This window comes from Thalassospira sp. HF15, assembly GCF_011806525.1.
Lineage (GTDB): Bacteria > Pseudomonadota > Alphaproteobacteria > Rhodospirillales > Thalassospiraceae > Thalassospira.
In genome coordinates this window covers 540,458-557,780 of sequence record NZ_JAAVKI010000003.1, presented here as the reverse complement: position 1 = coordinate 557,780, position 17,323 = coordinate 540,458, and the positions used below count along the sequence as shown (strand labels likewise).

General features: G+C 55.9%; 20 protein-coding genes. 14 read left to right on the top strand and 6 right to left on the bottom strand.

The window, feature by feature from the left end:
* Positions 1–39: 39 nt before the first annotated feature.
* Entirely contained in the window at positions 40–921 is an 882-nt protein-coding gene (locus HED22_RS09025) for a LysR family transcriptional regulator (protein ID WP_167721288.1), read from the bottom strand.
* A gap of 128 nt (positions 922–1,049) precedes the next feature.
* On the opposite strand from HED22_RS09025, the gene HED22_RS09020 reads away from it, so the two are divergent.
* The 12 genes from HED22_RS09020 to HED22_RS08965 all read left to right on the top strand — a co-directional run bounded on the left by HED22_RS09020 (position 1,050) and on the right by HED22_RS08965 (position 12,848).
* Positions 1,050–1,904 (top strand): alpha/beta fold hydrolase, encoded by an 855-nt coding sequence (locus tag HED22_RS09020; RefSeq protein WP_167721285.1) that lies wholly within the window; start codon positions 1,050–1,052, stop codon positions 1,902–1,904.
* 198 nt (positions 1,905–2,102) lie between these two features.
* The gene (locus HED22_RS09015; RefSeq protein ID WP_167721283.1) at positions 2,103–3,479 is read left to right on the top strand and encodes an ATP-binding protein; all 1,377 of its coding nucleotides are present in this window, start codon (positions 2,103–2,105) and stop codon (positions 3,477–3,479) included.
* A 42-nt stretch (positions 3,480–3,521) separates the two neighbouring features.
* On the top strand, positions 3,522–4,085 hold the full coding sequence (locus HED22_RS09010; RefSeq protein ID WP_167721281.1) for an EndoU domain-containing protein: 564 nt from the start codon (positions 3,522–3,524) through the stop codon (positions 4,083–4,085).
* 43 nt (positions 4,086–4,128) lie between these two features.
* Positions 4,129–4,461, top strand: a complete 333-nt coding sequence (locus tag HED22_RS09005; RefSeq protein ID WP_167721279.1) for a hypothetical protein — start codon at positions 4,129–4,131, stop codon at positions 4,459–4,461.
* A 119-nt stretch (positions 4,462–4,580) separates the two neighbouring features.
* Positions 4,581–5,681: a serine hydrolase gene (locus tag HED22_RS09000; protein WP_167721277.1), complete on the top strand. Its 1,101-nt coding sequence runs from the start codon at positions 4,581–4,583 to the stop codon at positions 5,679–5,681.
* 180 nt (positions 5,682–5,861) lie between these two features.
* Positions 5,862–6,740 carry a CoA ester lyase gene (locus HED22_RS08995; RefSeq protein ID WP_167721275.1) on the top strand — a complete coding sequence of 293 codons (879 nt, stop codon included), beginning with the start codon at positions 5,862–5,864 and terminating at the stop codon, positions 6,738–6,740.
* 114 nt (positions 6,741–6,854) lie between these two features.
* Positions 6,855–7,904 (top strand): MaoC family dehydratase, encoded by a 1,050-nt coding sequence (locus HED22_RS08990; RefSeq protein ID WP_167721273.1) that lies wholly within the window; start codon positions 6,855–6,857, stop codon positions 7,902–7,904.
* A gap of 114 nt (positions 7,905–8,018) precedes the next feature.
* Positions 8,019–9,131, top strand: coding sequence for an endonuclease/exonuclease/phosphatase family protein (locus tag HED22_RS08985; RefSeq protein WP_167721270.1), 1,113 nt, complete (start codon positions 8,019–8,021; stop codon positions 9,129–9,131).
* Positions 9,132–9,449: 318 nt separating this feature from the next.
* Positions 9,450–9,830: a succinate dehydrogenase, cytochrome b556 subunit gene (gene sdhC, locus HED22_RS08980; protein WP_167721268.1), complete on the top strand. Its 381-nt coding sequence runs from the start codon at positions 9,450–9,452 to the stop codon at positions 9,828–9,830.
* A gap of 25 nt (positions 9,831–9,855) precedes the next feature.
* On the top strand, positions 9,856–10,239 hold the full coding sequence (gene sdhD, locus HED22_RS08975) for a succinate dehydrogenase, hydrophobic membrane anchor protein (protein ID WP_167721266.1): 384 nt from the start codon (positions 9,856–9,858) through the stop codon (positions 10,237–10,239).
* 4 nt (positions 10,240–10,243) lie between these two features.
* Positions 10,244–12,040 (top strand): succinate dehydrogenase flavoprotein subunit, encoded by a 1,797-nt coding sequence (gene sdhA / locus HED22_RS08970; protein ID WP_167721264.1) that lies wholly within the window; start codon positions 10,244–10,246, stop codon positions 12,038–12,040.
* 25 nt (positions 12,041–12,065) lie between these two features.
* Entirely contained in the window at positions 12,066–12,848 is a 783-nt protein-coding gene (locus tag HED22_RS08965) for a succinate dehydrogenase iron-sulfur subunit (RefSeq protein ID WP_062956809.1), read from the top strand.
* 106 nt (positions 12,849–12,954) lie between these two features.
* On the opposite strand, the gene HED22_RS08960 is transcribed toward HED22_RS08965, so the two are convergent.
* Positions 12,955–13,299 (bottom strand): type II toxin-antitoxin system RelE/ParE family toxin, encoded by a 345-nt coding sequence (locus tag HED22_RS08960; RefSeq protein ID WP_167721262.1) that lies wholly within the window; start codon positions 13,297–13,299, stop codon positions 12,955–12,957.
* The gene (locus HED22_RS08955; protein WP_167721260.1) at positions 13,289–13,558 is read right to left on the bottom strand and encodes a type II toxin-antitoxin system ParD family antitoxin; all 270 of its coding nucleotides are present in this window, start codon (positions 13,556–13,558) and stop codon (positions 13,289–13,291) included. Before HED22_RS08955 ends, HED22_RS08960 begins: the two co-directional genes overlap by 11 nt.
* Positions 13,559–13,820: 262 nt before the next feature.
* On the opposite strand from HED22_RS08955, the gene HED22_RS08950 reads away from it, so the two are divergent.
* The gene (locus HED22_RS08950; RefSeq protein ID WP_254869863.1) at positions 13,821–14,513 is read left to right on the top strand and encodes a tetratricopeptide repeat protein; all 693 of its coding nucleotides are present in this window, start codon (positions 13,821–13,823) and stop codon (positions 14,511–14,513) included.
* Between the two features lie 6 nt (positions 14,514–14,519).
* Positions 14,520–15,197 carry an HAD family phosphatase gene (locus HED22_RS08945; protein WP_167721256.1) on the top strand — a complete coding sequence of 226 codons (678 nt, stop codon included), beginning with the start codon at positions 14,520–14,522 and terminating at the stop codon, positions 15,195–15,197.
* A gap of 2 nt (positions 15,198–15,199) precedes the next feature.
* Here HED22_RS08945 and HED22_RS08940 read toward each other — a convergent pair whose 3' ends face one another.
* From HED22_RS08940 to uraD, 3 genes are read right to left on the bottom strand one after another with little or no spacing between them, the layout of a single operon-like run.
* Positions 15,200–15,706 (bottom strand): ureidoglycolate lyase, encoded by a 507-nt coding sequence (locus tag HED22_RS08940; protein ID WP_167721253.1) that lies wholly within the window; start codon positions 15,704–15,706, stop codon positions 15,200–15,202.
* A 12-nt stretch (positions 15,707–15,718) separates the two neighbouring features.
* Complete coding sequence (gene alc, locus HED22_RS08935; protein WP_167721251.1) at positions 15,719–16,735, bottom strand: allantoicase; 1,017 nt, start codon at positions 16,733–16,735, stop codon at positions 15,719–15,721.
* A 57-nt stretch (positions 16,736–16,792) separates the two neighbouring features.
* Positions 16,793–17,320, bottom strand: a complete 528-nt coding sequence (gene uraD, locus HED22_RS08930; RefSeq protein ID WP_167721250.1) for a 2-oxo-4-hydroxy-4-carboxy-5-ureidoimidazoline decarboxylase — start codon at positions 17,318–17,320, stop codon at positions 16,793–16,795.
* Between the last annotated feature and the right edge of the window lie 3 nt (positions 17,321–17,323).

Genomic DNA, 17,323 nt, shown 5'->3' with positions numbered 1-17,323 from the left:
GCAGTCCGGTTTTTTCTTGTGAGCGTATCGGCGATATGATCAGGCGATCCGTCTTTCAGCCGGACGTGTTGCGGGTGTGAAGGCATCACGGATGCACGCTTGCAGGGCCGATGCGGCGTCTGAGTGCGCCTGGCGTGATGTTCGGATCACGGTGGCGACGGATGGTGGCCGGGGGAAGCTATCGGTGATGACGTCAATATCGGGTGTCAGGCAGTGATCGCCGATGAGCGCAACGCCAAGCCCGGATGAAACGGCTGCGACGATGGCATTGCTGCTCGCACACGTCAGGATGGTTTCAAAGCCCGCATCATGCGCCAGACCGGTTTCCATGGCCCATTTCTGATAGAAGCAATCGGGATCAAAGGCCAGAAACGGGATGGGTTTTGACCAGTCAAATTCGAAATCCGGGGCCTTTACCCAGTGCAGGGGTGTCTGGCGCAACGTGATGTCTGTCGGGTGTGTGAGGTGCTCAAAGATATCAAACACGCCAATATCAATTTCGCGATCTTCAAGCTGCCTTGCGATATGCAGGCTTTGGGCGGTGGTCGTGGTTACCGCGACATCGGGATAAAGCTTTTTGAAATGGCCCAGGATTTTCGGCAGGCCGTTATTGGCCATGTCCTCGGTCATGCCAAGGCGCAAGCGGCCTTTGAGAGGTTTGCGTGCAAGGCTGATCAGGGCTTCTTCGTGGATGGCAAGGATCCGTCGACCATAGGCCAGCAATTGCTGACCTTCGCGCGTGAATTTCGATACGCCCGCCCGGCGATCAAGAATGGCATAACCAAGCCCGTCTTCAAGGCGCTTGATCTTGTGCGAGATCGCCGATTGTGACAGGGCAAGGTGGTCTGCCGCACGGGTAATGCCACCATGATCGGCAATGGCACAGAGTGCCTCCAGGCTTCCGATATCCAGACGGGTCATGGGGGCCTCGTTAAATGTGCAGTGCATGACAATTTCAGATATAAATATGATATCTATTCATTTGTGTCATGTCAAAGGTCGGCGCATCATCGGTTCATCACCAAAATTACCGATGCAAGGAGACGCCGATGAAACCGGTCGCAACCCGACATGCCCTGATCAACGATAGCCGTATTGCCCATGGCGTATATGGCGATGGCACGCCGGTCATTCTGATGCATGGTACGCCGTCATCATCCCTGATATGGCGTCACAGCATCGAAAAGCTGGTTGGCCACGGATACAAGGTTCATTTGTTCGACCTTCTGGGATATGGGCTTTCGGAGCGCCCGTGGGACCCGGATATTGATACCTCGATCAGTGGGCAATTGCCCGTTCTTGAAGGATTGATGGATCACTGGGGGCTGACATCGGCCCATATTGTCGGCCATGATTTTGGCGGGGCGGTTGCCCAGCAGGTCGGGGTCCTTCGGCCCGAACTGGCGCGCAGCATCACGCTGATTGATGCGGTCAGTTACGACAGCTATCCATCAAAGCGCACGCGTCAGCAAATGGCAGCCGGGCTTGATGTGCTGGCAAAGGCGCCGGATGCGGAACACCGGGCGCATTTCCGCGACTGGGTACGTTCAGCCGTGGTGGACACCGAGGCGTTCGAAGCTGGCGCTCTTGATGCCTATGTGGACTACATTTCCGGTCCGATTGGTCAGGCGAGCCTGTTTCAGCATCAAATTCGCCACTATGATCCGATCCATACCATGAAGGTTGCCGACCGATTGGGGGAGCTTGGCAATAAGCCGGTCAAGCTGATCTGGGGCGCTGATGATATCTGGCAAACACCGGACTGGGCAGAGCGCCTGCAGGGTGACATTCCGGGCTCCGAGCTGACCTTTGTTGAGGGGGCGGCGCATTTTGCCCTTGAAGACAAGCCTGATGAGATCACCGCCCTGATCCTTGATTTTCTGGATCGGCATCGCGACGCCTGATTGGTTTTGATTGAAATTCAGTATGCCGGACCTTGCCAGACGGGTGAGGTCCGGTTTTTCTGTTTGTTTGCAGTTCTTTGCAGAAAAACTCCCAAATAGCGTTTATCACTATACCTAATTTAAAGGTTTTCCCGGCAAAGTCGGGAAAATTGCCCATATAGTGGGATATAGGGCTGGCAGCGTTTTGGGGAACATCATATGGCGACCATGATCGAACATCCCGGGGAACAGGATTTTCTGCATCGATTGATGCTTGATAACCCGTGGTGGGATGGTGTGACCGATGATCAGGTGCAAGGCCTGCCGCAGCGGGCGTTTTTCAAGCGGTTCTGGGGCGCGATTGAAAAGAATGATGGCCAAAAGGCGCTGGTTCTGACCGGTCCGCGCGGGGTCGGCAAGACCGTGATGATGCGTCAGGCGGTGGCCGAGCTTTTGAATGCCGACACGCCGCGTCGCCATGTTTGCTATGTGTCACTTGAACATCCGCTGTTTCTGGAAATAGACCTGCCGCGTCTGCCGAAATTGCTGCGCTCCATGCGGGGTATTTCGGCCGATCATCCGCTGTGGCTGTTTATCGATGAGGTGTCCTATCAGCGCGACTGGGAGGCAAGCCTTGTCAAACTGCTTGCGTCTGATCCGATGTTGCGTGTGGTGGCGGTCAGTGCGCTGGCGCCTGCGGGCGACAATGCGGAATATATCCAAAGCCTGTTTTTACCACCCTTCAGCTTTGCCGAATATCTTGAGCAAAAGGGCATCGCGCCCAGTGATGTCTTGCCCGAAACCCCCAATGTCAGCCGTTATACCGCCGATGTGCCAGACGGGCTGGTTGAGCTGAACGACCTGTTTGAAAATTACATCAATGAAGGCGGCTTCCACGATGCCAACGGCGAAGCCGGGGCCATTCATCGCTCGCTGCATTCGGATCTGCCGGGCCTGCATGGCATTTCAAGCCCGTCGGACTTGCATCGGTTATTCGCGCTTTTGGCCTATAATACCGGCTCGGAATTTTCGATAGAGACGCTGGCGCGCGAGCTTGATCTCGCCAAGAATACGCTCAGACGGTATCTTGAATATCTTGAAAGTGCGTGGCTTGTGCGCCGTCTTGAACGGGTTGATCAGGATGCCAAACCGTTTCAGCGCGCGGTCGCGTTCAAGGTCCATCTGATTCATCCGGGGCTTCGCACCGGTTTGATTGGCGGGCGGGCATCCGATAGCGCAACAATTACGCGATTGGCCGAAACCGCGATCCAGACGCAGTTTCTGACCTCTGCTGTGGGCATGGAAAGCCTGTATTATGCGCGCTGGGGCCAATATGAAGTGCCGTTTGTCTTCCTGGATCGCCGGTCAGGGACGCCGTTGTTTGCCTATCACTGCCTGTGGCGCGATGAGGCGATCAGAAAGCCCAAGGAAATCCGCGCACTGGTCAATTTCCGGGGCAGTCATGAGCTGCCGCTTGGCGCGTTTGTCCTGACCAAGGCGCAGTGGCATGGCGGCAAGCTTGGCGGGGTGCCGATGCGCTTTGAACCAGCCAGTGTGCTGGCCCTTCGGATCGGACTTGAGTTTTCGCAGCTTTGAGCAGTGCCCGTGATCGGCGGTACGCGGCAAAGGAGGCTACGCATGATTGGACTTCTGAGGTTTTGCTTTGTGCTTGTCGCCGGGGCGGTTTTGCTGGGCAATGCGTCTGTGCAGGCACAGGTGGTTTGTCCGGCCAAGCCGCATTGGAGTGCGACCACACCACCGATCAATATCGATCATGTTTTTTGCGGTGAGGTCGATGGCAACCGGGCCAAGGGATTTCATTCCCGCCCGGGTGGCATCAATCCGGCCAGTGTTGCCGATGTCAAAATCACGCAAGAACCCAATGCCAGTGGCGTCTTTGGTGCGACTGTGACGCTGGTGAACCCCCATGGCGCCAATCCGTCGAAGTTTTCCACGATGTTTCCAGACAGTTGCAGTCAGGCCGAGGTTGAAAAATCCATCCTTCATGCCTTTGACAATCCTGTGGCGTGTCCAGCGGGCGCGCCGCATTGGGCATCGTGCGGGCTCAATCGACCGGGCGGCGGACCGGCGGAGGGGTATTGCGTTGGTTCATCGTCAGAGACAGGTTTTTACATCGCCTTTGCAACGCTTAGTCACGGGGCAAATGCGGGAAATATCAATACGGCCTTTCCGCTGTATTAATCGGGTGCCGGCGTGGATCGAGAGATTGTGAAGGTGGTTAACGATGACAGGTCATAATTTACCTGCCCCGGACTGGCCGGGAAAGGTGGCTGGTGAGGTCGGGCATGATCGCATTGCCGCCTGTCTGGTGATGGATATCCAGTGCGCGGCCCACTGGGGGGTTGAGGTGCTGTCACATGTTGATCACGTGCGCCAGGGTGTTGAAGCCTCTTGGGAAATGGCAATGAATGCCTACATTTTAAAAGTCGGGCCGGAAACAAGTGATATCCTGCCGGTCTATGATGAGTCGGGTGAAAGCCCGGTGACGGTGCGCACCGCCGATCTTGAGGTGGCGCTACGAGCCTGGATATCAAGGCTGTCAGAAAGCCCGGATTAACCGGGCGGAAAGCAATTTGCCTGAATGTGGGCATGGTTGGGCAAGATGAGTAAAGCGAATTGAACGCAGCATTCTGGCGTATTCCCACCTCGCATATTTTCAAGTGTGCGATGATCATAATGGCGGCTGCGTTTGTCATGGCGCCGCACCATTTCGCATTTGCGCAAGCCAGTGGCGACAAGCCCGCGCCGTCTGATCCGCTTGAAAAATTCCTGCATCAATATGTCGAGCATGCCGGTTTGCCCGGGGGAGTGGTGGCGATTGGCTATGGTGCTGGCAATGTGCGTTACGCCGCGACGGGGTATGCCAGTGTCCGGCCCGAAACCGGCATGACGCGCGACCGACAGTTTTATATCGGATCGCTGACCAAGATGATGACGGCAGTTGTCACCTTGCAACTGGCATCCGAAAAGCGGATTGATCTGGCTGATCCGATTGGCAAATACCTGCCCGCAGAATTCCGCGACCGCATCGCCAATGCCAACAGCGCAACCATTCGTGATTTGTTGCGCAACAGTTCGGGGATTCCCGATTACCTTGATGGTGAATTCTTTTTTGAGCTGGTCGGGCGCGACCCCAAGCATGGCTGGCGAAATGTCGAGCTGTTGTCGCTGATTGCAGATCGGGATGCCTATTTCGCGCCGGGCACAAATTATGCGCCCTCAAACAGCAATTTCATCCTGCTGGGTGTGATGATTGAGGCGGTCGAGGGCGATCATATCGAGGCGGTGTTTAATCGCCGGATTTTTGAACCGGCCGAGATGATCAATACGTCCTTTGGCCGTTATCCAAGGCCCGCCTTGCTGGCACGTGGTTTTGACGATGCCGATGGCGATGGGCAGCTTGAAGATGTCACTGATTATGATGTGGGTGATCAATTGGCCGATGGCGGGGTGATTTCCACAGCCGAAGATATGGTCAAATTTGCCCGCGCACTTTTTGTGGACGGTGTGCTGTTGGGGCCGAATGCGCTGGAACGTGCCACAACCGACACTGCCTTTGCCGGTGATGGATCCTATGGGTACGGGCTTATGATCGGGGCAAGCGACTGGGGCCCGGTCTGGGGGCATGACGGGATCTATTTTGGGTATTCGGCGGAGTTTTCCTGGTTCCCGGAACAGGACACGGTGGTGGTGTTCCTTGCCAATGGACGGGCGCTTAACGAGGTGCCAACGGTAACCAGCATGTTGATGACCGGTTTGTTCGGAAAGCCGGAATAGATTTTCTGATACCCGCCTGCGTATCCGGTCTTTGGCTGTATCGCCAGATAAGGCCCGTGTTGATCGGGGCAAATTATACCGCAGCGCAAAAAGTGGCTTGCAGTGAAAAACAAGTTTGAGTAATTTTCGTAAAAATAAAGTTCAAATATTGTACGAATATTATCAAACGGGAGATTCCTGATGGCTGCTGCCCCACGTCCGCGCCGATCTGTTTTGTATATGCCAGGCTCCAATGCGCGTGCCCTAGAAAAGGGCAGAACGCTTCCGGCTGATGGGCTTATTCTTGATCTTGAGGATGCCGTGGCACCCGATGCCAAGGATACGGCCCGCGACCAGATTGTCAGCGCGCTTTCCGAGGGTGGCTATGGCAAACGCGAAATCCAGATCAGGACCAATGGCCTGAACACGCCGTGGGGTCATGCCGACATTGTCGCGGCCTCAAAAACATCGGCGGACGCCATCCTGCTGCCCAAAGTCGAAAGTGCCGATACCGTGCGTCAGGTCGCCAATATCATGGAAGCCGAAGGCGCGCATGCCGACATGACCATCTGGTGCATGATGGAAACCCCGCTTGCGATGCTAAATGCCAAGGAAATTGCCGGTGCGCATCCGCGTCTGGGCGGCTTTGTCATGGGGACGTCGGACCTTGCCAAGGATTTGAACTGCGCACATACGCCCGATCGTCTGCCGATGGTGACCAGCCTTGGTTTGTGCGTGCTGGCGGCGCGTGCCTTTGGGTTGGCGATCCTGGATGGGGTGCATCTTGATCTGTCTGACGATGCCGGGTTTGAGGCATCCTGCAAGCAGGGCCGCGAGTTCGGCTTTGACGGCAAGACGCTTATTCATCCCAAAACCATCGCCGCGGCCAACGAAGCCTTTGCCCCGGCAGAAGCCGAGATCGAATGGGCGCGCAAGATCATTGCCGCCCACGAAGAAGCCAGTGCGGCGGGCCAGGGTGTTGTTGTGGTCGATGGCAAGCTGATTGAAAATCTGCATGTGGTTTCCGCCAAGAAGCTGGTCGCCATGGCCGATTTGATCGCGGAAATGGACGCCGCCTGACAGGCCTGCCTGCATTCAGGCAAAACGGTTCGCGCCGGATAAAAAAACGAGACAGTCAAAGCGGCGCGCATCGGCATTTCATCAAAAATCCGGCCTTTCAGGGGAGGCAATCGAATGTCAAAGACCAATCCGGGCAATTATTTTGAGGATTTCCAGATCGGACAGGAAATCCGCCACGCCACACCACGCACGATCACAAGCGGTGATGTTGCGCTTTATACCGGGCTGTATGGCCCGCGCTTTGCCGTGCAGTCATCCGACGAGTTTGCCCAAAGCATCGGCTATAAGGCCGCCCCGGTGGATGACCTGCTGGCCTTTCATATGGTGTTTGGCAAGACGGTGCCGGATGTATCACTCAATGCAGTTGCCAATCTGGGCTATGCCGGGGGTGTGTTTGGCGTTCCGGTCTATCCGGGCGATACGGTCAGTTCGGTATCGACCGTGACCGGGATCAAGGAAAATTCCAACGGCAAGACAGGTGTTGTTTACGTCAATTCCGTCGGGCGCAACCAGCGCGGCGAGATGGTGCTGGATTACAATCGCTGGGTCATGGTGCGCAAACGTGATGAAAATGCCCCGGCCCCGGAAACGGTCCTGCCCGAACTGCCCGGTGTGGTCGCACCCGAAGCATTCCAGATCCCGGTCGGACTGGACGTATCGGCCTATTCGACCCAACTGGCGGGATCACCGCATTGCTGGGATGACTATTATGTCGGCGAGAAAATTGATCATGTCGATGGCATGACCCTTGAAGAAGCCGAACACCAGATCGCAACCCGGCTTTATCAAAACACCGCCAAGGTCCATTTCGATCAGGTGGCCGCCAATGGTGGCCGATTTGGCAAGCGGCTGATTTATGGCGGGCATATCATTTCGCTGTGCCGTGCGCTTTCGTTTAACGGGCTGGGCAATGCGTTCCGGATTGCCGCCATCAATGCCGGCGCACATGCCAATCCGGCGTTTGCCGGGGATACGATCTTTGCCTGGTCGGAAGTGCTGGGCAAATTTGAAGTGCCCGGTCGTCGTGATCTGGGGGCGCTTCGCTTGCGTCTTGTGGCGGTGCGGGATCGTCAGGCCAGTGATTTCCCGCTTAAGGGCGAAGACGGCAAATATCAGTCTGATGTGTTGCTTGATTTCGACTACACGGTTTTGATCCCGAGATAGGCATATCATCGTCCGGAAGGTGCGATGAAGGGTTGTCTCGCAAACTGTCACTTTAATTTCAGGTTGAATAGCGTAAGCTTATTTAACCACTTTAATTGAAGGGGCGGACCAGTCATGACCAATGTCAAACCCATCCAGGCGATTGAACCGGTCGTTCATCGCCGTTTTGTCGCAAAGGCCCTGTTGCGTCTTAAGGCAGAGCTGAAATCGCAAGTCCTTGATGGGGCCGAGGCCGACACCCAAAGCCTGCGGCTGGCATCATGGAACCTGATGCATTTCGGTAACGCCGGGGCGTATGAGCGCGAAGTCGAATCGATGATGTATATCGCCGAGATCATCGATCATTTCGATCTGGTTGCCGTTCAGGAGGTGAACGACAATCTCGACGCGCTTGAAACCCTGATGCGTGATCATCTTGGGGACGGATGGGATTACATCGTCACCGACACGACCGAGGGGGATCGTGGCAACAGCGAACGGCTGGCCTTTGTGTTTCGCAAGTCAAAGGTCATGTTCCGCCGCGAAGCTGGCGAGATTGTTCTGCCAATCGGGCAGCGCATTCTTGAACGTGGGGAAGATGCCCCGGCCGATCCGTCGGTCCAGTTTGCCCGAACCCCGTTTTCCGTTGCGTTCCAGTCCGGCTGGTTCAAATTCAAGCTGTGCACGGTACATATCTATTACGGCAAGGCGTCAGAAAATAGCCCGGAAATGGGGCAGCGCCGCGAAGAAATCGAACGGATCGCGCGGTTTCTGGCCGATCGCCAGGCCCGCGAGCAGGAAGTCCACGACAAGGCGGCAAACTTCATCCTGCTGGGTGATTTCAACATCGTATCCCCGGAACACAAGACGATGGAAGCGCTTGAAGATGCGGGTTTTGTCGTGCCTGACGCGATCAAGGATGCGCCATCAAGCCTATCGGGCAAGCATCACTATGACCAGATTGCCTTTCGCCTTGCCGATGACCGTTTCAGACTGTTGCGATCAGGTGTGTTTGACATGTTTGATGTGATCTATCGCGATACAGACGCCGAACAGTATATCGATCATGTCTGGGGCAACGCGTTTGATCACGACAGCAATAATAATGTGCGCGACCATGACAAGAAGAAGGCCTATTTCCGCAAATATTACCGCAAGCACCAGATGTCGGATCACAAGCTGCTTTGGTGCGAGGTTCGGACAGACTTTTCCACAGATTATCTTGAGAACGTGCGCGAGGGGAGTTGATCGCCCGGGGCAGGGTCATCATGTTTGAATGAGTTAGACCTTGATCGACTGTCTGTTTCCTTGCGTAAGAAGGTCTAATTGTGCGATTGCTAAAAGCACGTTACGCCGTATGTGAACGACCCGTGTCATTCATACGCCCTTCCCGCAGGGTGTTTACGGTGTCTGAGAGGTTAACCTACGTAGTTTAACGGAGGCAGTTTGGGTGTTTTGTCACTGAAATCTTTGATTTGCAAAGGGGTTCAGATTGACTCAAACCCGCTGCATGGGTAAATAAACCCTGCTTTCCCGCCAGCTACTTTGAGAAGAGGCAATTCCGTTATGAGCAAAGCCAATCGGCCGCTGTCTCCGCACTTGCAGGTGTACCGGCTTCCGATGACGGCAAAGATGTCCATCTCTTTCCGCGTGATGGGTGTCGGCCTTGCCATTGGTTTCGTATTTTTGGCGTCCTGGCTGATTGGTGCCGGCGCTGGTCGTGAGGCCTTTGATGGCTATCACGGATTTTTCACCTCGTGGTTTGGTCTGCTGCTGCTGTTCGGTTGGACGGCGGCGTTTTATTACCACGCTTGCAACGGTATCCGTCACCTTGTCTGGGATACCGGTCGCGGCCTGACGAATGAGGGTGCTGACAAAGGCAACCCGATCGTCCTTGGCGCGGCAGTCGTGCTGACCATCATCACCTGGATCATCGGTCTGGTCTAGGCCGGGCAAGAGGGGACAATTCGTCATGAAGATGCAATCCGATCTGGGCCGTGTCCGCGGTCTCGGTTCTGCCAAAAGTGGCTCTTCGCACTGGTGGACCCAGCGCGTTACGGCTGCTGCAAACCTTCCGCTCGGCATCTGGTTCATTATTTCGATTCTTGCCGGGCACACGGCAAACTACGATGCCGTTCACGCTTGGTTGAGCTCGTATTTCCATTCGACCATGATGATCCTGATGATTGTCAGCGTGGCCGTGCATTTCACGCATGGCCTGCAGGTCGTGATCGAAGACTATGTGCATAACCGTAAAGCAGAAATGATCTCGCTGATGCTGATCAAGGCGGTGGCAGCTTTCCTGTCTGTTGCTGCGATCGTTTCAGTCCTGCGTATCGTTTTTGCCGGAGCCTGAGCCAATGAGTGAATCTTATAAAATTATCGACCATAACTACGATGTCGTCGTTATGGGTGCGGGTGGCGCGGGTCTTCGCGCGACGCTGGGCACGGTTGAAGCCGGTCTGAAAACCGCATGTATCACCAAGGTCTTCCCGACCCGTTCGCACACCGTTGCTGCCCAGGGTGGTATCGGTGCGTCGCTTGGCAACATGTCCGAGGATCACTGGCAGTGGCATATGTATGACACCGTCAAGGGTTCCGACTGGCTGGGTGACCAGGACGCAATCGAATATATGTGCCGTAACGCCGTTCCGGCGGTTCATGAACTTGAACATTACGGCATGCCGTTCTCGCGTACCGAAGATGGCAAAATCTATCAGCGTCCGTTCGGCGGTCACACCCGTGACCACGGTAAAGCACCGGTTGAACGTGCGTGTGCTGCGGCTGACCGTACCGGTCACGCCATGCTCCATACCCTGTATCAGCAGTGCCTGAAGCACAAAGCAGAATTCTTTGTCGAATATATCGCCCTTGATCTCATCATGGACGATGACGGTTCGTGCAAAGGTCTGGTGGCCTGGGATCTCGATACCGGTGAACTGCACCGCTTCAACGCCAAGATGGTCATTCTGGCGTCCGGCGGTTATGGCCGTGCATTCTTTAGCTGCACCTCGGCACATACCTGCACCGGTGACGGTCATGGCATGGTGGCCCGTGCGGGTCTTGGCCTGCAGGACATGGAATTCGTTCAGTTCCACCCGACCGGCATTTACGGTTCAGGTTGCCTGATCACCGAGGGTGCCCGTGGTGAAGGTGGTTATCTGACCAACTCCGAAGGCGAACGTTTCATGGAACGTTACGCGCCGACCGTTAAGGACCTTGCATCGCGTGACGTTGTGTCGCGTGGTATGGCACAGGAAATCCGTGATGGTCGTGGTGTTGGCGAGCACGGCGAATACATCCACCTGCACCTTGAACATCTTGGTTCGGAAGTGCTGTGGGAACGTCTGCCGGGCATTACCGAAACCGCAAAAATCTTTGCCGGTGTTGATGCGACCAAGGAGCCGATCCCGGTCCTGCCGACGGTCCATTACAACATGGGCGGTATCCCGACCAACTATAAGGGCGAGGTTCTGCGTCCGACCGCCAAAGACCCGAACGCGATTGTTCCGGGCCTGATGGCAGCGGGTGAAGCAGCCTGCGTTTCGGTCCACGGTGCAAACCGTCTGGGTACGAACTCGTTGCTCGACCTTGTTGTGTTTGGCCGTGCATGTGGTCTGCATGCCGCTGAAGTGGTCGATGCCAAGGCATCCTTCAAGGAGATCAAAGGCACGGACGGTGAAGAAGCGATTGCCCGCTTTGACGGTCTGCGCTGGGCCAAGGGTTCGCGCCCGACGGCCGATATCCGCCTTGAAATGCAGCGCGTCATGCAAAGCAATTGCGGCGTGTTCCGGACCTCGGAAATTCTTAAAGAGGGCAAGGACAAGCTTTCTGAAACCGCCAAGACGCTTACCGACGTTGGTGTTTCGGATCGCTCCCTTATCTGGAACTCGGACCTGGTCGAGACTCTCGAACTTGAGAACCTGATGACCTGTGCCGCAGCCACCATGAATTCGGCAGAAGCGCGTCATGAATCGCGTGGTGCACATGCCCACGAAGATTATCCGAAGCGTGATGACGAAACCTGGATGAAGCACACGATTGCGACCGTGAACACCGACAAGGGTTATGGCGTTGATCTGACCTATCGTCCGGTCAACAACTTCACCCTCACCGATGAAGTGTCGTATATCGAGCCGAAAGAGCGCGTCTATTAAGGCGCGGCAAGAGAGGATTTGAGAGATGGTAGAATTCAATCTTCCCGCCAATTCGGTCGTCAAAGAGGGCAAAACGTTCTCTGCGCCGGCTGACGCGAAGAATGTCCGTGCGTTCAAGATTTACCGTTTTGATCCGGACAGTGGCGATAACCCGCGGACCGACACCTATGACATCGACCTCGACAAGTGCGGGCCGATGGTTCTGGACGCGCTGATCAAGATCAAGAACGAGATCGACGCGACCCTGACCTTCCGCCGTTCCTGCCGTGAAGGCATTTGCGGTTCGTGCGCGATGAACATCGATGGCCGTAACACGCTTGCGTGCCTGAAGCCGATTGATGACATCAAGGGCGAGGTCAAGATCTATCCGCTGCCGCATATGCCGGTGGTCAAGGATCTGGTGCCGGATCTGTCCCAGCCCTATGCACAGCTTGCCTCGATCGAGCCGTGGCTTAAGGCCGACAGCCCGACCCCGCCGGATGGCGAACGTCTGCAGTCGCGTGAAGAACGCGCCAAGCTTGATGGTCTTTGGGAATGCATTCTGTGCTTCTCCTGCTCGACCGCGTGCCCGTCTTACTGGTGGAACTCGGACCGTTACCTCGGCCCGGCGGTTCTGCTGCAGGCATATCGCTGGTTGGCAGATTCGCGTGACGAATATACCGGTGAACGTCTCGATGCGCTCGAAGATCCGTTCCGCCTGTATCGTTGTCACACGATCATGAACTGCACCAACACCTGCCCGAAAGGCCTGAACCCGGCGCTTGCGATCACCGAAATCAAGAAGATGATCGCAGAACGCCGCGCCTAGGCGCTTGGCAGTGTTGCCCTGATATTGGCGTTTGACGCCAGCGTGTTAAAGCCGCTGTGGATCAATGATCCCGGCGGCTTTTTCGTGCAGGTCTGGTCGTGGATGACTACTGAAGAAGCCGTGCCAGCATGTGCCGCACATGATCCTGCCCGCCAAAAAATATGGCGAGGATACGGACGGTCCTCTCGTCTTCGTTGATGTCAAACCAAACAATGGCACGGCCAAGCGTTACGTGGCGGAGCCCGGAAGCTATGGCGTCATGCAATGTGCCGCAATAAGGTGCATTTCCGAGTTTTTCGATGTCGTCGTGGATATCAAGTAGGCGTTGCTGCGCATGTAAAGCCGCACTGTCGGAAGCTTCACCAAATTCGACATAGCTCTTAAACAGGAAGTCGAAAATCAGTTCAAAGTCACGTTCGGCATCCGCTGAATAGATGACCTCATAGGTCATGCGACGCATGCTTTTTGGCTGTGATCGCTGAAATCCGGTCTTTCATTTCTGTGCTTGAGACAAACTCACCTTTGCGCCGTGCTGTAATGATCTGGCGCAGTGCCTCGGTTTCAAGGGACTCGGTTTCGGATTTATTGCGCAATAGTTCGAGACCTTGCTGAAGCACGGCACTGACACTGGGGTATTTGCCCTGCGCAACCAGCTCGCGCGCAAAGGCGTTCTGGCTGTCTGTCAAAGAAATAGACGATTTCACGGTCATTGGCGGCCTCCTTCATATCCTGAATGGTGCTACCCAGTAGTATTCATGTCAAGTTCCGGCTGAGATTTTGTCGTGCTTTGTTAATATCTGTCTTACGTAAAACCGCTACAGTGCTGTTCGGGTTTTCATCAAGCAGGGAACGTTCATCTTGGCCCAACGCTTTATTCCATTTGTTCGCGCTTTGGCCCCGTTTGCTGGTCTAGGTCTGTTGTTGGCTTTGGCCGCCTGCGGGGAAACCGGCCCGAAGTGGGAGGCGCAGGATATGTTTGCCGCCCCCACCGAGCAAAAGGTCGATGATCGCTATCGGGCGATGATCGACTTCAAGGCCATGGCCCGTGATGCGGCGGGCAAGGAATATGCCGCCGGGCCAAATGCCACGGTGATCGGGGCTGTTGAAGAAGCGGTTGCGATGTGCCAACAGGCCAATGCGCAAGGCTGCAAGGCGGTTCGGGTGGGTTTGACATGGGTCGACGGGCTTGATCAGGCCTCCATCGAAAGCGTGATTTCATCCTATCGCGATACCATGACGGCCGAAGCCTATCAGGCCGCCGGGCAGGGCAATATGGGGGCGGCCAACTGGCTGGCCTATCATTACGCGGTGCGCGGTGAGAATTTGCAGGAAGCCGAACGCCTTGCCAAGCAGGCGCTTCAGGTTGCCCCGGATGATCCAGGATCACTTGATACCTATGGCCTGATCCTTTATCGGCAGGGGCGCTACCAACAGGCCGAGGATGTGTTTATCCGGGTGAACAAGGCCATGCCGACGGCCGAGCATATCGCGCATTTCGCCGACAATGCACTGGCCATGGGCAAGACCGAAATGGCGCGTGCGGCCTATCAGCGCGCATTGCAGGCAGGGGCAGGGCCAGTTCTATCCCAGACCATTCAGAAACGCTTGCTGGCGCTGGACCTGAATGGCGGGGCGGCGGCCCCGGCCCAGGCCCCGGCACAGTAAGTTTTCATGATCCAGCACATCATCTTTGATTGTGACGGCGTTCTGATCGATAGCGAGATTTTGTCGTTTGCTGTCGATGAGAAGCTGTTGCCAGACTATGGTGTGACGATTACCGCAAGCGAACTGGCGCGCGATTTTGGTGGTGTGACCTACGGCGAAATGATCGCGGCGCTGAATGCCCGGTTTGGGGCGAATATCGCGGCCGTTTCCTATCAGGAACGCTGCGAAGCCGAGCTGGCGCGGGCCTTTGAAACGGATTTGCGGGCCATTGAGGGTATCCATGACCTGCTGGCAAATTTGTCGGTACCCTTTGCGCTGGCATCGGGCAGTGATCTGGCCCGGCTTGATCAGTGTCTGTCACTGGTTGGCCTTGCGCACTTTTTTGAAGACAGGGTGTTTTCAGCAGAACAGGTGACGCGCGGCAAACCGGCCCCGGATGTTTTCCTGTTGGCGGCTGAGACATGCGGCTGGACGCCAGAGCATTGTCTGGTGATTGAAGACAGCCCGTCAGGTATTCTTGCAGCCAAGGCGGCAGGCATGCAGTCGGTTGGTTTTCTGGGCGGGGCGCATCGCAGCAATGATGATGCCGATATCCTGCGCGATGCCGGGGCGGCGCATGTGGCAGGTAACAACACGGAATTGCGCGGTTACCTGCACCAGATCGGCGTGATCAGCGCGATATAGGATCAGGCCCAGTCAAGGGTGATGACCTCGCCATCGACCAAGGGCAGGTCGACTTCATCAAGGTTATTACCGGGGCCGGTGCGATCAACGATCAGAAAGTCGCTGTCTTCTTCAAGAACCAGCAACGGGTGATGCCAGACGTTTTTGGCGTAGGTCACACCCTGGGTGCCATCACTTAGGAACGCACGCAGGTCTTCGGGGTTGGGCGTTTCGGTGCCCGATGCGACGACAATCAGGAACTTTTGGCCTGCAAGCGGGATGAAGGCCTGTGATCCCAGCGGATGGCGTTCCATCATCTTGATTTCAATCGGCTTGGGCCGGGGCGTGCCGCGAAAGATGCTGATGATCGGGGTGCCGCCCTCGTCCCCGACATCAACGCGCGAGATGTCATGGAACCGGGTCGTGGTGCCTTGGTTGATCTTGTAGGTATCGCGCGCGGTGTCGGTTGAGATGACCTCGCCAAACGGGGCGAAGGCATCCGGGCTCAGATGTTCGATGGAAAGCTGCATTAACTTGCCCCGTTACTTGGTCGGCTTGCCGAGAATGCGCAAACGGCTGATGCCGCCATCGGGGATCGAGTTGACGCGCAGATGGGTGACCGGACCATTGACGGTAAGCGCGGAGGCATCAAATTCATGAATGTGGTCCGCCTGCATTTTGCTTTCGGGCAGGAGGGTCGACCAGAACATCGAACGTGCGCGCAATGATTTGTCTTTTTCACCGTCAACAAAGGCACCCTCGATGGAAACGCGGTCGGGATAGTTGCCCTTGAAATGGCAGGTATCAACGATGATCTTTTCGATCTCGCCGGGATTGCCAAGCTCGACAATCAGCCATTCATTGCCCGGTTCGCGCCGACGGCGGGTTTCCCAGCCATCACCCATATTGACCCCGCGACCCGGTGCCAGAATGGCATTCGGGTTGCCGTAATGGGCATCCGACCAATCGACAACCACGCCGCCATTGATCATGGCAGCCAGATCGACCTGTTCACCCTTGGCGGCCATTTCCGTCCAGTCGCGGTTCGGGCGACCATACACGCGCAGACGTGCGACACCGCCATCAGGATAGATGTGCAGGCGAACGTGGCTATAGATCGCGTCTGACGTCACAGCGGCATAATGATGCGCACTGGCCCCAAGGCCCATCGGGGCGACGATTTCATCCCATTTGGCATCATCACCCGGATCACCATCCGGGCAATAGCAGCCTTCAAGCGATCCGGCAGGCGGGAAGTTGCCGGTGAAGTGACTGGTGTCGATATCAACACCGTGAATGCGGCCCGAAGTTGCGAGGCGCACGACACAATAGTCATGGCCTTCAACGCGTTTGCGGCGGCTTTCCCAACCATCCATCCATTTGCCGTGATCGTCATAGCGGTCAGGATAAAACACCGCATCGGCGGTTTGCAGCATGCGCTGCTTGTCGGCGAAGAAATCATCGGTCGCAAAGATTGCTGCGGCACCCAGACGTTCATCGGCAAGATTGACAAAACGCCGTGTAAATTCCGGCGCGTCGATGTTTTCCTGATGGCTCATGATCGTATTATCCTGAAATAGTCGTTTATTATATGGCAGAAATCGGTTCGGGTGCTGCTACAGCGCCTCAAGCCGCAATTTGGCAATGCGGTGAACCTGATTGATCGCCTCATTGAATTCGGTTTCCGGATCGTTTTTCACGCGCCGCTCGAACGCCTCGAGGATGTCGGTGCGTTGATAACCCTTGACCGCAAAGATGAACGGAAAGCCGAACTTCTGTTTATAGAGATCATTGAGCTCGGTAAAGCGGGCAAGTTCATCAGGTGTGCATTGATCGAGCCCGGCACCCTTCTGTTCGTTTTGCGATGACGCTGTCAGATCGGCCAGTGCGAGCTTGCCTGCCAGATCCGGGTGAGCGCGCAAAAGTGAGAGTTTGTCATCATCAACCGCGCCATTGACCACAGCCGCCATGGCATCGGCCAAGGCCGCGGGCGTGTCGAGATCCTTTGGGATGCCGCGCTCATAGAGCTGATGGGCGACCCAGGGGGAATGTTCATAGACCCAGCCATAGAGCGAGACAAAGGCGCTTTCGGCCAGGGTGCTCGGCGGGCGGGTTTCAAACAGGGATTGAGTGGTTTCTGTCATTGG

Bases quoted from the DNA above. Each gene is read 5' to 3' on its own strand.
- HED22_RS08940 (WP_167721253.1), bottom strand. From the start codon at position 15,706: ATGCAGCTTTCCATCGAACATCTGAGCCCGGATGCCTTCGCCCCGTTT.
- HED22_RS08985 (WP_167721270.1), top strand. From the start codon at position 8,019: ATGACCAATGTCAAACCCATCCAGGCGATTGAACCGGTCGTTCATCGC.
- HED22_RS09025 (WP_167721288.1), bottom strand. From the start codon at position 921: ATGACCCGTCTGGATATCGGAAGCCTGGAGGCACTCTGTGCCATTGCC.
- HED22_RS08955 (WP_167721260.1), bottom strand. From the start codon at position 13,558: ATGACCGTGAAATCGTCTATTTCTTTGACAGACAGCCAGAACGCCTTT.
- HED22_RS09020 (WP_167721285.1), top strand. From the start codon at position 1,050: ATGAAACCGGTCGCAACCCGACATGCCCTGATCAACGATAGCCGTATT.
- HED22_RS08990 (WP_167721273.1), top strand. From the start codon at position 6,855: ATGTCAAAGACCAATCCGGGCAATTATTTTGAGGATTTCCAGATCGGA.
- HED22_RS09010 (WP_167721281.1), top strand. From the start codon at position 3,522: ATGATTGGACTTCTGAGGTTTTGCTTTGTGCTTGTCGCCGGGGCGGTT.
- uraD (WP_167721250.1), bottom strand. From the start codon at position 17,320: ATGACAGAAACCACTCAATCCCTGTTTGAAACCCGCCCGCCGAGCACC.
- sdhA (WP_167721264.1), top strand. From the start codon at position 10,244: ATGAGTGAATCTTATAAAATTATCGACCATAACTACGATGTCGTCGTT.
- HED22_RS08995 (WP_167721275.1), top strand. From the start codon at position 5,862: ATGGCTGCTGCCCCACGTCCGCGCCGATCTGTTTTGTATATGCCAGGC.
- alc (WP_167721251.1), bottom strand. From the start codon at position 16,735: ATGAGCCATCAGGAAAACATCGACGCGCCGGAATTTACACGGCGTTTT.
- sdhC (WP_167721268.1), top strand. From the start codon at position 9,450: ATGAGCAAAGCCAATCGGCCGCTGTCTCCGCACTTGCAGGTGTACCGG.
- HED22_RS09015 (WP_167721283.1), top strand. From the start codon at position 2,103: ATGGCGACCATGATCGAACATCCCGGGGAACAGGATTTTCTGCATCGA.
- HED22_RS08965 (WP_062956809.1), top strand. From the start codon at position 12,066: ATGGTAGAATTCAATCTTCCCGCCAATTCGGTCGTCAAAGAGGGCAAA.
- sdhD (WP_167721266.1), top strand. From the start codon at position 9,856: ATGAAGATGCAATCCGATCTGGGCCGTGTCCGCGGTCTCGGTTCTGCC.
- HED22_RS09000 (WP_167721277.1), top strand. From the start codon at position 4,581: ATGGCGGCTGCGTTTGTCATGGCGCCGCACCATTTCGCATTTGCGCAA.
- HED22_RS08950 (WP_254869863.1), top strand. From the start codon at position 13,821: ATGTTTGCCGCCCCCACCGAGCAAAAGGTCGATGATCGCTATCGGGCG.
- HED22_RS08960 (WP_167721262.1), bottom strand. From the start codon at position 13,299: ATGACCTATGAGGTCATCTATTCAGCGGATGCCGAACGTGACTTTGAA.
- HED22_RS09005 (WP_167721279.1), top strand. From the start codon at position 4,129: ATGACAGGTCATAATTTACCTGCCCCGGACTGGCCGGGAAAGGTGGCT.
- HED22_RS08945 (WP_167721256.1), top strand. From the start codon at position 14,520: ATGATCCAGCACATCATCTTTGATTGTGACGGCGTTCTGATCGATAGC.